At 67.7% G+C, this 14,573-nt stretch carries 15 protein-coding genes; 6 read left to right on the top strand and 9 right to left on the bottom strand.

The genetic code is table 11. The annotated features are described in order from the left end of the window. Nucleotides 1–130 precede the first annotated feature (130 nt). Nucleotides 131–1,324, top strand: coding sequence for an NAD(P)/FAD-dependent oxidoreductase (locus ACFVHY_RS02070; RefSeq protein WP_390267750.1), 1,194 nt, complete (start codon nucleotides 131–133; stop codon nucleotides 1,322–1,324). A gap of 36 nt (nucleotides 1,325–1,360) precedes the next feature. On the opposite strand, the gene ACFVHY_RS02075 is transcribed toward ACFVHY_RS02070, so the two are convergent. The 6 genes from ACFVHY_RS02075 to ACFVHY_RS02100 form a co-directional block, all read right to left on the bottom strand. Then, the gene (locus ACFVHY_RS02075; protein WP_390267753.1) at nucleotides 1,361–1,690 is read right to left on the bottom strand and encodes a hypothetical protein; all 330 of its coding nucleotides are present in this window, start codon (nucleotides 1,688–1,690) and stop codon (nucleotides 1,361–1,363) included. Then, the gene (locus tag ACFVHY_RS02080; RefSeq protein WP_390267756.1) at nucleotides 1,687–3,072 is read right to left on the bottom strand and encodes a GDSL-type esterase/lipase family protein; all 1,386 of its coding nucleotides are present in this window, start codon (nucleotides 3,070–3,072) and stop codon (nucleotides 1,687–1,689) included. The genes ACFVHY_RS02075 and ACFVHY_RS02080 overlap by 4 nt, the downstream gene beginning before the upstream one ends. Beyond that, entirely contained in the window at nucleotides 3,072–3,203 is a 132-nt protein-coding gene (locus ACFVHY_RS02085; RefSeq protein ID WP_390267759.1) for a hypothetical protein, read from the bottom strand. Before ACFVHY_RS02085 ends, ACFVHY_RS02080 begins: the two co-directional genes overlap by 1 nt. 500 nt (nucleotides 3,204–3,703) lie before the next feature. Further along, the gene (locus ACFVHY_RS02090) at nucleotides 3,704–4,228 is read right to left on the bottom strand and encodes a TetR/AcrR family transcriptional regulator (protein WP_390267762.1); all 525 of its coding nucleotides are present in this window, start codon (nucleotides 4,226–4,228) and stop codon (nucleotides 3,704–3,706) included. A gap of 72 nt (nucleotides 4,229–4,300) precedes the next feature. Further along, nucleotides 4,301–4,423 carry a type B 50S ribosomal protein L36 gene (gene ykgO / locus ACFVHY_RS02095; protein WP_390267765.1) on the bottom strand — a complete coding sequence of 41 codons (123 nt, stop codon included), beginning with the start codon at nucleotides 4,421–4,423 and terminating at the stop codon, nucleotides 4,301–4,303. A gap of 67 nt (nucleotides 4,424–4,490) precedes the next feature. After that, nucleotides 4,491–5,999 carry a glutamate--cysteine ligase gene (locus ACFVHY_RS02100; protein ID WP_068972217.1) on the bottom strand — a complete coding sequence of 503 codons (1,509 nt, stop codon included), beginning with the start codon at nucleotides 5,997–5,999 and terminating at the stop codon, nucleotides 4,491–4,493. Nucleotides 6,000–6,054: 55 nt separating this feature from the next. On the opposite strand from ACFVHY_RS02100, the gene ACFVHY_RS02105 reads away from it, so the two are divergent. From ACFVHY_RS02105 to purM, 3 genes are all read left to right on the top strand, one after another. Continuing rightward, entirely contained in the window at nucleotides 6,055–6,462 is a 408-nt protein-coding gene (locus ACFVHY_RS02105; protein ID WP_390267768.1) for a sterol carrier family protein, read from the top strand. Nucleotides 6,463–6,613: 151 nt separating this feature from the next. Then, the gene (gene purF / locus ACFVHY_RS02110; RefSeq protein WP_390267771.1) at nucleotides 6,614–8,224 is read left to right on the top strand and encodes an amidophosphoribosyltransferase; all 1,611 of its coding nucleotides are present in this window, start codon (nucleotides 6,614–6,616) and stop codon (nucleotides 8,222–8,224) included. Between the two features lie 97 nt (nucleotides 8,225–8,321). Then, the gene (purM, locus tag ACFVHY_RS02115) at nucleotides 8,322–9,428 is read left to right on the top strand and encodes a phosphoribosylformylglycinamidine cyclo-ligase (protein ID WP_390267774.1); all 1,107 of its coding nucleotides are present in this window, start codon (nucleotides 8,322–8,324) and stop codon (nucleotides 9,426–9,428) included. Between the two features lie 272 nt (nucleotides 9,429–9,700). Here purM and ACFVHY_RS02120 read toward each other — a convergent pair whose 3' ends face one another. The 3 genes from ACFVHY_RS02120 to ACFVHY_RS02130 form a co-directional block, all read right to left on the bottom strand. Beyond that, on the bottom strand, nucleotides 9,701–9,880 hold the full coding sequence (locus tag ACFVHY_RS02120; RefSeq protein ID WP_010842099.1) for a DUF3073 domain-containing protein: 180 nt from the start codon (nucleotides 9,878–9,880) through the stop codon (nucleotides 9,701–9,703). A 94-nt stretch (nucleotides 9,881–9,974) separates the two neighbouring features. Beyond that, nucleotides 9,975–10,652, bottom strand: coding sequence for an MOSC domain-containing protein (locus ACFVHY_RS02125; RefSeq protein WP_390267777.1), 678 nt, complete (start codon nucleotides 10,650–10,652; stop codon nucleotides 9,975–9,977). Further along, a complete protein-coding gene (locus ACFVHY_RS02130; RefSeq protein ID WP_390267780.1) occupies nucleotides 10,649–11,833 on the bottom strand; it encodes a YgfZ/GcvT domain-containing protein in 1,185 nt (394 codons plus the stop codon). The genes ACFVHY_RS02125 and ACFVHY_RS02130 overlap by 4 nt, the downstream gene beginning before the upstream one ends. Nucleotides 11,834–11,891: 58 nt before the next feature. On the opposite strand from ACFVHY_RS02130, the gene ACFVHY_RS02135 reads away from it, so the two are divergent. Both ACFVHY_RS02135 and ACFVHY_RS02140 read left to right on the top strand, forming a co-directional pair. Continuing rightward, nucleotides 11,892–12,761, top strand: coding sequence for an aminodeoxychorismate lyase (locus tag ACFVHY_RS02135; RefSeq protein ID WP_390267783.1), 870 nt, complete (start codon nucleotides 11,892–11,894; stop codon nucleotides 12,759–12,761). 225 nt (nucleotides 12,762–12,986) lie between these two features. Next, nucleotides 12,987–14,567: a cytochrome ubiquinol oxidase subunit I gene (locus tag ACFVHY_RS02140; RefSeq protein WP_390267786.1), complete on the top strand. Its 1,581-nt coding sequence runs from the start codon at nucleotides 12,987–12,989 to the stop codon at nucleotides 14,565–14,567. The last annotated feature ends 6 nt before the right edge of the window (nucleotides 14,568–14,573 follow it).

Consider the following 14,573-nt stretch of genomic DNA (forward strand, 5'->3'; position numbering starts at 1 on the left):
GGTCTCGATGCGTAGTGTCGGCGGGAATCGGCTGCCGCCCGATGTGCCGCCGGTCGGTGATCGAGGTACGGGCGGTCATGCGAGCGGCGGGCGCGAGGACATGCACGCGAGACGACAGAGGGGACGAGAGATGAGTGGATCGAGCGCGGGCGTGGTCGTCGTGGGCGCCGGACTCGGGGGGATCCGGGTGGCGGAGAATTTGCGCAACAACGGGTTCACCGACCCGATCACGCTCGTCGGGGCCGAGGCCCACCCGCCGTATGATCGTCCGCCGCTGTCGAAGTCGGTGCTGCTGGGCAAGGACGACCGGGTCGACCTCAAGCCCGCGGAGTTCTACGAGGAGTCCGACATCACGCTGCGGCTCGGGGACGCGGTGACCGCGGTGACGCCGGCGGGTCGGACGATCACGCTGGCCTCGGGTGCCACCGTCGCCTACGACACGCTGGTGCTGGCGACCGGCCTCGACCCGCGGCCGTTCCCCGGTCTGACCGAGAAGGTCCGGGGCGCCCATGTGATCCGTACCTACGACGATGCGGTGGCCCTCCGTGGCGAGATCGACTCGGCGAGCGCCGCGGTCGTCATCGGTGCGGGTTTCATCGGGTGCGAGGTCGCGGCGGGCCTGTCGACGCGCGGCCTGCGCGTCAGTCTCGTCGAACCGGCTCCGACGCCGCTGTCCGCGGCGCTGGGCGAGGAGATCGGCGCGCTGGTGTCGCGGCTTCACGTGGCCAACGGCATCGATCTGCGGACCGGTGTCGGCGTGGCCGAGATCGTGGTGTCCGAGGGTCGGGTCAGGGCTGTCGAACTCGCCGACGGCACCACGCTGCCCGCCGACATCGTGGTCGTCGGCATCGGTTCGACGCCGGTGACGGGGTATTTGGAGGGCTCCGGGATCGAACTCGCCCCGCGTGAGGTGGGCGGTGGGATCGCCTGCGATGCAACCGGGCACACGAGCGCCGAGAACGTCTACGCCCTCGGTGACGTGGCGAACTGGCTCGACGAGGGCGGCACACCCCGCCGTGTCGAGCACTGGAATCACACGGTCGAGCAGGCCTCGGTCGTCGCCCATCAGATCACCGGGGGCGAGGCGGTCACGGCATCGGTCGCGTATTTCTGGAGCGATCAGTTCGACCTCAAGGTCCAGGTCCTCGGAACTCCGCTCGCCGGCGACGACGTCCACGTCGTCGACGACGACGGAAGGAAGTTCGTCGCGTACTACAGCCGTGGCGGCATCCTCACCGGAGTCGTGGGTGCGGGCAAGGTCGGAGCCGTGATGAAGACCCGGCCCAAGCTCCAGACCCCCACGCCCGTCGCGGACCTGTTGTAGCGTCACGGACGGGACGGGACCACCCGCCGCTGCTACTCAGTGGGACCCGTGGTGACCCGCGCACAGGTCGAGCAGGTGGCGTCGGGTACTGCTGTCGCAGTTGACGTCCGGCCGACTGAGCACATAGGCGAGAACCGAGTAGTACGAGTTCTGGGTCAGACCGAACCTCGCACGGATCGCGTCGGGACAGCCGCCGCGGGGCAGGGCCTCGATGGCAAACGCGACGATGGACTCGAAGAAGCCCATCGGAGCCGGCGAGCCGAGTGCCGGTGTGGCGGCAGAGTGGTCGCTGGCGCCCGAGGATGCTTGTCGCCCACCGTGGGACGAGATGAACCCGCCGCCGACCATCGAGAAATCGGCGGTCATCGTCGTCCCGCACTCTCGCAAGACGATGTGGCGAGTGGTGCCAGCGTGTCGATGTCGATGGCATCGGCCATGGCCCGGTAACCGGCGAGGCTGGGATGCAGACTGTCCGGGCTCGCGAACTCGGTCCTGAGCTGTGACGGTGCAGCAGGGTCGCGAAGTGCACGGTCGAAGTCGATGACACCGTCGGCCAGGCGTTGGTGCCGAATCCAGGCGTTGGTTCGTCGACGCTGGTCGTCTGCCCACGGGGCCAGCGTTCCGTTCACGAGAGCGTTCGACGCGGGCAGCAGGGTGCCCAACCAGATCTTGACCCCACGGCCGCGGGCCATGCCGATGAGTCGGCGGTATCCGGATATGAGCTGGTCTGCCGACGCCGGCGGAGGCAGGCCCAAGTCGTTGATGCCGATCTGGACGATGACCCCCGCCACCCCGGCCTGATCGAGGGCATCACGCCGGAAGCGCGACAAGCCCGAGGGTCCGAGCATGAGCGGTTCGCCACTGGTGAGGAGCCGATTGCTGCTCAGTCCCGCATTGAGGACCGACAGTCCGACCCCGGCTGCGTCGAGTCTCCGCTGCAGCTGATCGGGATAGCGGGCGTCGGTGTCGAGGATCCCCCGGTCCGCAGGCACACTGAGCGGGGTCGCGCCCACGAACCCGTCGGTGATCGAATCCCCAAAAGCGACAACGGATCTGTTCGTCGTGGGGGCCAGAACGTCCAGACCGTTCAGGTAGAGCCAGGAGCCCACACGAGTGGTGAAGCCGGCGTTGCCGACTCGTCCGGTCAGGTCGCCGGAACCGGTTGGACTGAGATGGGTGGCCGCGTTGGCGTTCCAGTGCTTCGACGGCGCGGCTGATGTGCCGGAGACGTGGATGCTGACCGTCAGCGGTGCGAACGCGACCACCGGGTGCCGGGCCGGATCGCTGAGCACCTCTTCCCCGGCCGCCACGGTCACGCGCGGTTCGCCGTTGAACGACAACGGAGTCGGTGCAGCGGTGGGCGAGGCGGTGACGGTGACCCGCCCGAAGGTGACGGGGCCGGCGCCGAACCGGTTGGACAGTCGGATGCGGAACTCGTCCCCGCCCAGATGCGGCGCGATCGTGGAACGGATGGTCTGATCTCGCAGTACGGTCGGTACGACGCCGCCGTTGGCGTCGACCGGAACGATGCCGTCGCTGGAGCTCGCGAACCACGATCCGACGAAATGCTCAGAGGCACAGCTATTCCTTGCGGTCGGTGCGGCGTGCGAGGTGGCGAACGTGGTCGAGGCGACGGCTACGAGGACGATGCTGATGCACGTCGCGCACCGTCGCCATCGACGGCGGACGGAGGACGATGGCTGCGTGGCTGTCGTCGAGACGAGATGTCGACGTGGTGCGATGCCCATCAGATCCGGCTGCCGGTGTCGTGGGCAATGATCTCGTCGAGTGCGCGTTCGGCAGCGTCGGCGATCCGTTTGTCGGGGCCGGCGGCTGCGGCCGTCCCGATGAGAAGTGACCGGCGATCTAACCTCGACATGACTGACTCCCGACCTCGTGACTGTGAACGCCCCGGGTGATGTCGGGGCTCCGCGATGTCGGGACCCTTCCGTCCCCTCTGCGGGAGGGTCCCGACCGCGGACCAGTGATGACCCAGATCACAAACTAGACACTTGTTTGGCCAGGTGTCAATCTGTGCGGACCGGTCGGTGGCAGGTGTGCGCGATGCCGGACGTCGGACGTGTGCCGTGTCCGAGCGAGTCGCGGTCTCGCGGACCGGAATCCGTAGGCGACGAGCCGTCGACGCTCCGCCGTTCGGCGGTGATGTCGAGTGTCGTTGCAGTGAGCAAGGTTTGAGAATGGATCGGTCATCGACTCGGCAAGCGCGGGCGGTGCGCGCCCAACCGCATCGTCCCGACAAGCCCAGGTTGCGTGGGTGGGTGGGTTGTCGGCGCGCCTGAACGGGTGCGCGTGAAGGTTGCAACTCGACCTGCGCGGTTGACAGATCGCATCGCAGGCGTCAAGCGCCTGGGGAGCGGATCAGATCCGGATCCAGCTCGCCAGGAAGGTCCGCAATTCCGCGTCGTCGCGATCGGAGTCCAGGAGCATCACCGAGAGATTGAGGTGTAGCACGAAGTCGGCCACGTCGGCGAAAGAACGCCCGTCGAGGGGGAGGTTGGTGGACGTGCCCATGACTTCATGTGTCACGGCGCGCGCGCGACTCCAGGTGTCTGTGTGGAAAAGCGGATTGGCATTCCCGGATCGAAAGACCGCCATCAGAGCGGGATTCGCTGCCACCAGTCGTCGGCTGGTGACGACGAACTCGATCACGTAGTCGCGGAGAGTCGTCGCCGTTGCCAGCTGTGCTCGCAGGTCGTCGAGCAGCCGGAGTGTCAGTGCCTCAAGTGACTGGGACAGCATGTTCTCGCGGGTCGCGAAGGTGGTGTAGATCGTCTGTCGCGAGACTCCCGCCCGGTCCGCCACCGCTGACACGGTGACGCCCTCGAAACCTCGATCGGCAACCAGTTCGAGGGTTGCTTTGACGATCCGCTCCTGTGAACGCACGTGATCGAGTATCGCAGCGCAGCGGGGTCCGGACCTCTGGTAGGGACCAACCTGGATGTGTGCCTGACCGGATCAGCCCTGCCGTGCCTTGAATCGCGGGTTGTTCTTGTTGATCACGTAGATGCGCCCCTTGCGCTTGACCAACTGTGACCCGGGCTGGTTCTTCAATGAACGGATGGATGCACGAACCTTCAACGACGCCTCCCTAATGGTAATTGTTTCCATTAAAGCATGCGTCGGGTCGGGCGGCGGACGGGGGCGGTCAGACCTCCCAGGTGTGCACCGGCTCGCCCTCGTGCATCTGTGTCACGTAGTCGCGGAGCATCCCGTGCAGCGCCTGTGTCCGGCTCTCGCCCGCGCGTTCGCGGGCCGCGACCGCCTGGCGTTGCCAGACCGACCCGGTCTGGCGGGAGATGCACCGGCCCTCGATGACCGACAGGTAGCGCTTGCGGGCCTTGTCGGAGACGCCGAATCTCTGCAAACCGTCCTCGGCGAGCACGAGCAACCGGCGCAGGACGAGTTCGTCGGGTCGCACCCAGCCGACGTCGGGCCAGTAGAGCTGCGACTCCATGCCGGTGCGGGCGCCGGACTGCAGGTTCTCGGCGGCGGCATTGAACGACATCCGCGACCACAGCGGCCGATCGGATTCGACGAGGCCCCGGACGACGCCGTAGTAGAACGCGGCGTTGGCCATCGTGTCGACGACCGTGGGACCGGCGGGCAGCACGCGGTTCTCGACGCGCAGATGGGCCTGTCCCTCGTGGATGTCGTAGACCGGGCGGTTCCAGCGGTACACGGTCCCGTTGTGCAGACGCAGTTCGTCGAGGGTCGGGATGCGTCCGTCGTCGAGTTCGGCGAGCGGGTCGGTGTCGGTGCAGACGGGAAGGAGTGCGGGGAAGTACCGCGTGTTCTCCTCGAAGAGGTCGAAGATCGTGTTGATCCATCGCTCCCCGAACCACACTCGCGGCCGGACGCCCTGGTTCTTCAGCTCCAGCGGCCGGGTGTCGGTGGCCTGTTCGAAGACCGGGATGCGGCTCTCGTGCCACAACGCGGTCTCGGCGAGGAACGGCGAGTTCCCGGCCAGGGCGACCTGCACCCCGGCGATGGCCTGTGCCGCATTCCAGTGCGAGGCGAAGTCTTCCGGCGCGACCCGCAGGTGTAGCTGTAACGAGGTGCACGCCGCCTCGGGCAGGATCGAATCGGTTGAGGTGCGCAGGTGCTCGGTGTGGTGCCCATCGGTCAGCGGGACACCGGTGATGTCGATCTCGAGATCCTCGCCGCGGGCGGCGAAGATCTGCTCGTTCAGCAGGTCGTAGCGTGGGTTCGCCGAGATCCAGTGGTGCGCGAAGTGTTCGGACTTCAGCGTCGGCAACATGCCGATCATGACCAGGTGGCTCGACGTCTGTGCGGCCCGCTGCTCGGCCCGGTTGAGCGACGTCCGCAGCGCCTGCTCGAGCGAGATCGTGTCGTCGGTCGTGAACGGTCGCGGCGAGACGTTGATCTCGATGTTGAACTGGCCGAGTTCGGTCTGATAGTCCGGATCGGCGATCGCCTCGAGCACGGCGGCGTTCGCCATCGCGGGCTGCATGTCCTCGTCGACGAGATTCAGTTCGACCTCCATGCCGAGCAACGGCTTCGGCGGACGGCCCTGATCGGTGAACAGACCGTCGGCGAGCATCCGCGCGATCGCTTCCGTGCCGCGACCCACCTGACGCCGGAAACGAACCCGGTCCTCGCCGGTGAACTGCTGTTTGGACACCTCGGCTCCCATGCGGTCAATACTGCCCGATCCGCAACGGCACGAATCCTCTTGCGAAGATGGCAGGGTGCCACCACGCAGGAGAGTGGACCCCGCCGAGGTCCGGGCCGCGGTGCTGGCCGTCTCGGACTGGCTCGTCGACCCGACCGTGCCGACCCCGGGGCGCGCCGCCCTCGCCGACGCCGTCCGTCGATCGGCCCGGACGCTCGAGCAGCTCGCCCCCGGGAACTCGGTCGAGGTCCGGGTGCCCCCGTTCGTCGCGGTCCAGTGCATCGAAGGTCCCCGTCACACCCGCGGGACGCCGCCGAACGTCGTCGAGATGGCGCCGCGGACCTGGTTGCTCCTCGTCACCGGTGTCCTCACCTACGACGACGCCCTCGCCGCCGGCCTGGTGGATGCGTCCGGGCATCGCGCGGCACTCATCGCCGACCTGCTGCCGCTCATCCCGATCGGCCCGCCGGGCGGTCGGGAATAGGAGTGTGATGCATCACTCGGTCGGGGCGTCGGGAATGACCCGCCGGTCGACACCGCTGGAAGATTCGCATCGGGAGCCGACCGACCCGTAAACTCACGAACGTCTCCCAGCCCACTCGACGGACCGATTCGCAGCCCCAGGGAGCTAGTCGATGCCTGATCATTCGATCGCCCACATGAACCTGCTCGCTGCCACGACGCCGGCGGGCGGATGCTCCGCACGCGGCGCGGGTGCGGTCAACCCGGCCCCGCTGGACGAACCCGAGAACGAACCGCGTGAGGAATGCGGTGTCTTCGGGGTCTGGGCGCCGGGCGAGGACGTCGCCAAGCTGAGCTACTACGGCCTCTATGCCCTGCAGCACCGCGGCCAGGAAGCCGCGGGCATCGCCGTCGGCGACGGCAGCCAGGTGGTCGTGTTCAAGGACCTCGGACTCGTCAGCCAGGTCTTCGACGAGCAGACGCTGGGTGCGATGAGCGGGCATGTGGCGATCGGCCACTGCCGGTACTCCACCACCGGCTCGACGACCTGGGAGAACTCGCAGCCGATCTTCCGCACGACCGACGCCGGGACCGGCGTCGCCCTGGGCCACAACGGCAACCTGGTCAACACCGCGGACCTCGCGGCGCGTGCACGTGAGCAGGGGATCAAGAGTTCGGCGGCGACGTCGGACTCCGATGTCGTCGGTGCGCTCCTCGCGCACGGCGCCGCGGACAGCTCGATCGAGCAGGCCGCGATGGAACTACTGCCCACGCTCAAGGGCGCGTTCTGCCTGACCTTCATGGACGAGCACACGCTCTACGCCGCGCGCGACCCGCACGGGGTGCGTCCGCTGTCGCTGGGCCGCCTCGACCGTGGCTGGGTGGTCGCGTCGGAGACCGCCGCCCTCGACATCGTGGGTGCGTCGTTCGTCCGCGACATCGAGCCGGGCGAGCTGCTGGCCATCGACGCCGACGGCGTGCGCAGCACGCGCTTCGCCGAGCCGACCCCCAGCGGGTGCGTCTTCGAATACGTCTATCTCGCCCGTCCCGACTCGGTGATCCACGGTCGTTCGGTGCATTCGACCCGCGTCGAAATCGGTCGCCGACTCGCCAAGGAACACCCCGCCGAGGGTGACCTGGTCATCCCGGTACCGGAGTCGGGCGTGCCGGCGGCCGTCGGGTTCGCCCAGGAATCCGGGATTCCGTACGGCCAGGGACTGATGAAGAACGCCTACGTCGGCCGTACCTTCATCCAGCCCTCGCAGACGATCCGCCAGCTCGGTATCCGCCTGAAGCTCAATCCGTTGCGCGAGGTGATCCGCGGCAAACGGCTCGTCGTCGTCGACGACTCGATCGTGCGCGGCAACACGCAGCGCGCGCTCATCCGGATGCTGCGCGAGGCCGGTGCCGCCGAGGTGCACGTCCGCATCGCGTCGAGCCCGGTCCGGTGGCCGTGCTTCTACGGGATCGACTTCGCGTCGCCGGCGGAACTGATCGCCAACGGCATGGAGTCCGAGGCCGGGATGGTCGAGGGGGTCCGGCAGGCCATCGGTGCCGATTCGCTGGGCTACATCAGCATCGACGAGATGATCAACTCGACCGGGCAGGCCGCGTCGACCCTGTGCGCTGCGTGCTTCGACGGCAAGTACCCGATCGAGCTGCCCAAGGAGACCTCGATGGGCAAGGCGGTCCTCGAACAGATGCTGGCGAGCGCGGCCGGCGACCGCTCGGTGGACCCGCTGACCCAGCCGAACGACAACGTCAGCGCGGTCATGCGGCCCTGATTTTGTGCCGTAGGCCCTCCGGTACCGTATGACCCGTCGGCGAACACGCCGGAAACAACGTTCGACCGAGATTTTCTGGAACGGGAGTGCTGCGGTGATGACGGAGCGGGATGCTGCTGCCGACGAGACGGCCGGGAGCTCGACACCGGCGTCGTATGCGGCGGCCGGGGTCGACATCGACGCCGGTGAGCGGGCTGTGGAACTCATCGCGCCCCATGCCAAGCGTGCGTCTCGCCCGGAGGTTCTCGGCGGGATCGGCGGTTTCTCCGGTCTGTTCGCACTCAAGGGCAACTATCGGGAGCCGGTCCTGGCCGCTGCCAGCGACGGCGTCGGCACCAAGCTCGCCGTTGCACAGGCCATCGACAAGCACGACACCGTCGGCCGCGATCTCGTCGCGATGTGTGTCGACGACCTGGTCGTCTGCGGCGCCGAGCCGCTGTTCCTGCAGGACTACATCGCGGTCGGCAAGGTGGTCCCCGAGACGGTGGCCCAGATCGTCGCCGGCGTCGCCGACGGCTGCGTCGAAGCCGGTTGCGCCCTGCTCGGCGGCGAGACCGCCGAACACCCCGGCCTGATGCAGGACAACCACTACGACATGTCCGCCACCGCGGTCGGTGTCGTCGAGGCCGACAACGTGCTCACCCCGGACCGCGTCCGCGCCGGTGACGTCGTCATCGGCATGGGGTCGTCGGGATTGCACTCCAACGGGTATTCGCTCGCCCGCAAGGTGCTGCTCGAGTGGGGCCACATGGACCTGTTCGGCCACGTCGAGGAGTTCGGTCGCACCCTGGGGGAGGAGCTGCTCGAGCCGACCCGGATCTATGCCCGCGACTGCCTGGCCCTGATCGCCGAGGCGGATGTGCGTACTTTCGCGCACATCACCGGCGGCGGCCTCGCCGAGAACCTCGCGCGCGTGATCCCGAACGGGCTCGTGGCCGAGCTCGAGCGCAACACGTGGACGCCGGCCCCGATCTTCGCGCTCATCGGTCAGCGCGGTCGGGTCGAACAGCTCGAGATGGAGCGCACCTTCAACATGGGCGTCGGCATGGTGGCGGTCGTCGCGCCGGAGGACACCGACCGCGCGCAGGCCGTGCTGACGGCACGGCACGTCGACAACTGGGTCCTCGGCACCGTCAAGCGCGCGAGTGACCGCTCGGACAACGACTCTCGCGTGACCCTGCTCGGGGAGCACCCGCGCTTCTAGCGATCGGTGAATCCGCAACTCTCGCAGGAGTATTGGAGCGGGGGGCAGCCGCACACACAACACCGACGCCCGCCGGAGGGGATTCCCTCGGCGGGCGTCGGTGTCTGTTCATGACGGGATCACCCCGGAACGTGCGCATGAGCACGCACCACCCATCAGAAACGGGTGGTGCGTACGAAGTCATGGTCCCGCGTCGCCGCGGGTCCGCTCATGCGGAGAAAATGTGGGGTGATCCCGGGCGTCGAGAGATCAACGCCCGAAGAGTGTGCGCGTCAAGCGCGTCGCCACTCCTCTTCGTCCACCCAGTCGTCCACCGGATCCGGTCGTTCTACAACCGGATCGCCCTGTCCGGAGAGCTCGCGCTGCAAGCTTTCCAGGTCGGTGTTCGGAGTGGAGTACTTCAGCTGACGTGCAACCTTCGTCTGCTTTGCCTTTGCCCGGCCGCGGCCCATATGGGACCCCCTCGCACAATGACGGGGCGGCCAAACAATTGGCGGCCCCGTTCTCTTGAAGTAATTCTGTCGTGGGGACCAGTCTAGCGCGCCTCTAGGATTTGTGTTGTCCACCCTGTGTTGCCGCGCCGACGCGTCTTTGCGACTTGTTCACCATCTTGGTCGCCTCGCGGCGGACCTTCGCGGGTAGACCGTCCTGCGCGAGCAACGACCGGATCGCCTCGACGTCACCGCCGGCGAGCAGATCACGTGATCGCACACCGTGACCGGGGCGGTGGACGACGGTGACCCGATCGCCCTGCGCCACCGTGCCGTTGCGGACAACGCGCAGGTAGGTGCCGAAATCTGCCTGCGCCAGGAACCGCTTCATCCACCGTGGCTCGCCCGCCCACACCGCGAAGGTCTTGCAGGGGACGCGAGGGATGGTCACCTCGAGGACCAGCCCGTCGGTGCCGACTTCCCATCGCTCCCCGACGACCGCATCGGTGACCGCCATCCCGTCGATGCGCAGGTTCTCCCCGAACCATCCGTAAGGAAGCTCACGTCCGAGCTCGTCGGCCCATCGGCGCGCCTCGGGATCGGCGTAGGCGTACACCGCCTGATCGACGCCGCCGTGGTGTCGCTTGTTACCCACGTGGTCGTCGACGAGGCCGAGTTCGTCGACGTCGAGGCGCCCGCTGCGGGGCCGCTTGTCGATGGCGGAGGGGCCGATGCCCTCGAGGATCACGTCGTCGCCGGCCGCGCACACGGCCAGCACCACACCCGTGCTCAACCGTTGCGTCCCGGCGCCGCCGAACCGCTGCGGAGTCGTTCCACGGCCGCGCGTCCCGCCTGGACCCGATCGTCGTCGCGGATCGAATCCGGATCGATCCGCGCGCTGACGGCGGACTCGGCCCCGACCGACAACTCCACGTCGGCGCCGACGTTGCGCTTGACGAGTGCCAGCGCGATGGGACCCCACTCATGGTGGTCGACGACCGTGCCCACCCGGCCGACGGTTCGTCCGCCGGCGGTGACCGGGTCGCCGGGGACCGGTCGCTCGTCGACGCTCCCGTCCAGATGCAGCAGGACCAACCGTCGAGGCGACTTGCCGAGGTTGTGGACGCGGGCGACGGTCTCCTGGCCGCGGTAGCAACCCTTGTCCAGGTGGACCGCGCCGAACTCGTCCGGACCGCCGATCCAGTCGACCTCGTGCGGGATCGTGCGTTCGTCGGTGTCGGCGCCGAGCCGGGGTCGGCGGGCGGCCACGCGCAGGGCTTCGAAAGCCCAGCTGCCGGCCATTCGCGCGCCGGCCTCGGTCAGCGTGTCCCACCAGCGGGTCAGCACGTACTCGGGTACCACGAGGTCGACGACCGGCAGGTCCCGGTACTCGCCGAGCGGGGGCATGCGCCGCCAGAAGCCGAGTGGTTCGTCCTCGTGGTGCGACTCGGGCAACCCGCCCGCCTGGTACACGACGGCGTCCGCGCCGATCTCCAGGAGATCGGCGACCGGACCGTCGAGGGCCCCGGGCCCGATCAGCGTCAGGACCTTCATGTCCGCACGCGCGGCGGGTTCGGCCTTGGCCCAGAACACCATCTTGGTCAGGAAGTCGAGCAGCGGTCCGCCGCGGGAACCCTCGGTGTCGATCCACGTCACGCCGTCTATGTCGGTGAGGACGAAATGCTCTTCGACACGACCGTTGAGGTCGAGAGAGAGGTCCTCGGCGCTCGACCGGTCCGCGAGGGTGGCGATGTGCTGGCTGCTGATGGTGTGCAGCCAGGTCAGGCGTTCGGCGCCGGCGATCTCGAGAACGGCGCGGTCGGACCTGTCGACGATGATCACGCCACGCTGTGCGGCTCGTTGTTCGCCGAGGGGGTCGCCGTAGTGCCACGCGGTGTCGGCGGAGAGGAGGTCGCCGGGGCCGGGCACCGCCCCGCCCTCGGAATGCCTGGTCAGGATGGGTGAGCGGCTCACGCGTCGATTCTACGGGTCGATTCGGCGCGGGGCTGCGACGCATGACAACCTTCTATCCATGGCGGATTCGATCCTTGTCTCCCTCGACGGCACCCGACACGATGCCGACGCTCCCTTCCTCCACGCCGACGACCTGGCCGCGGTGCGCGGTGACGGCATCTTCGAGACGCTTCTCGTGCGCGGCGGCCGGGCGCGATGCGTCCGACTGCATCTCGAGCGACTGGCCCGGAGTGCGGCCGCGATGGAACTCGACAAGCCCGATCTCGACGAGTGGCGGGCGGTGATCGAGACCGCGACGCAGGCGTGGACGGAGAAGCACGGGTCGTCGGGTGAGGCACTGCTGCGGCTCGTCTACTCCCGCGGACGCGAGCACGGTTCGGCGCCGACCGCGTACGTCACCGTCGACGCGGTGCCCGACCGGGTGTCGGCGGCCCGTGCGGAAGGGGTGCGAGTGGTCACCCTTGCCCGCGGCTTCTCGATCGACCTCGCCGCCTCGGCACCCTGGCAGCTGCTCGGGGCCAAGACCCTCAGCTACGCGACGAACATGGCGGCACTGCGGCACGCGGTTGCCGAGGGCTATGACGACGTGATCTTCCTCAGCAGCGAAGGCGCTGTCCTCGAGGGGCCCCGGTCCACGGTCGTCGCCGCCTACGCCGACACCCTGGTGACGCCGCCCACCGAGATCGGGATTCTCGAATCGACCACCGTGCGTGCGGTTTTCGATGTCGCGGAACAGGAGGGTTGGACGACCAAGACCGACGTCCTACGGCCCGAGGATCTGGTGGCGGCCGACTCGGTCTGGCTGGTCAGCAGCGTGACCCTCGCGGCGCGGGTCACCCATCTCAACCGGTACGTGATGCCGGTCGCCCCCGACGCGGCGAGATTCACCGATCTGGTCGATCGGGCCATCTCGGTGGACGACAATTGACCCCGGTCACTCGCACCTGATCTCACCCTCCTGGAGCACATGCCGCAGGCGGTGAGTCCGAAGACACCGCCGCAAGCCGGTCAGCGGGACCTTTGGCGCTTGTCCAAGCCTGGTGACCAGGCGTAACGTCGCGCCTACGACTTACTACTACTCGTAGTAGTAGGTTCCCGGCAGGTTTCGACCTGCCCCCGCAGCCCGGGGGCCGGCAACTCGATTCGAGGCGATATGGACGCTCTGGACGTCTCCAGATGGCAATTCGGGATCACGACCGTCTACCACTTCATCCTGGTGCCGCTGACCATCGGCCTCGCGCCGATGATCGCGGTGATGCAGACGGTGTGGCATGTCACCGGCAACGAGCAATGGCTGCGCGCCACGAAGTTCTTCGGCAAGCTCTTCCTGATCAACTTCGCGCTCGGTGTCGCGACCGGGATCGTCCAGGAGTTCCAGTTCGGCATGAACTGGAGCGAGTACAGCCGGTTCGTCGCCGATGTGTTCGGCGCGCCACTGGCCCTGGAGGGTCTCGTCGCCTTCTTCCTCGAGTCGACGTTCATCGGGCTCTGGATCTTCGGCTGGGACCGCCTGCCGCGCCGCGTGCACCTGGCCTGCATCTGGTTGGCCGCCATCGGCGTCAACGCGTCGGCGTACTTCATCATCGCCGCGAACTCGTGGATGCAGCACCCCGTCGGCGTCGCATGGGATGACGAACGCGGCCGGCCCGCCATGAACGACTTCGTCGCGGTGCTCACCAACAACACCACCCTGGCGGCCTTCCCGCACGTCATCGCCGGCGCCTTCCTCACCGCCGGCACCTTCGTCGCGGCCATCGGCATCTGGTGGATGGCGCGGAACTCATGGCGGGCCAAGAAGATCCGCGAGGCCGCCGACACCGGTGACCCGGCCGAGATCCCGGACAGCACCTCGCCGAGCCACGTCGACGCCACACCCGAGGACCTCGAGTCCGACGCCCGCGACCTCTGGCGGCCGGTCACCAGACTCGCGTTGTGGATCACCATCGTCTCCGGTGTCGCGCTGTTCATCACCGGGGACATCCAGGCGCAGATCATGTTCAAACAGCAGCCGATGAAGATGGCGTCCGCCGAGTCCCTGTGCGAGACCGAGACGGGTCCGGGTTTCTCGGTTCTGTCGATCGGCCGCCAGAACAACTGCGAGAACATCGAACACGTCATCGAGATCCCGAAGATGCTGTCGTTCCTCGCGAATCACGACTTCGATTCGACGCTGCAGGGCGTCGAGGAACTACAGGAGCAGTACACCCGGGCCTTCGCCGGACAGCCGAACGTGCCGGCGAACCAGAACTTCGCACCCAACCTCTTCGTGACCTACTGGGCATTCCGGGCGATGATCACCTGGGCGCTCGGCTCGGTGGTCGTGGCCCTGGGCGGGCTGTGGTTCACCCGACGCAAGCGGGTGGTCGAATCCAGACGGTTCGGGTTCATCGCGTTGCTGATGATCCCGACCCCGTTCCTGGCCAACAGTTCCGGCTGGATCTTCACCGAGATGGGACGCCAGCCGTGGGTCGTGGCGCCCAACTGGGAGGACGACCTCGACCCGCTGCGGATCAGCATGCTGGTGCAGAACGGTGTCTCCAACCATTCGGCGAGCACCGTGCTCGTCACGCTGATCGGGTTCACGCTGCTCTACGGCGCCCTCGGCGTCGTGTGGTTCATGCTGCAGCGGCGATATGTCATCGAGGGTCCGGCCGCACACGATGCGCGACCGCCGGGCCACACCGACGACGAGTCCGATTCCGATGAACCCAAACAGCTCTCGTTCGCATACTAGAGGAGC

Origin of the sequence: Gordonia sp. NPDC127522, from assembly GCF_042672305.1 — a bacterium.
Classification (GTDB): Bacteria; Actinomycetota; Actinomycetes; order Mycobacteriales; family Mycobacteriaceae; genus Gordonia; species Gordonia hongkongensis.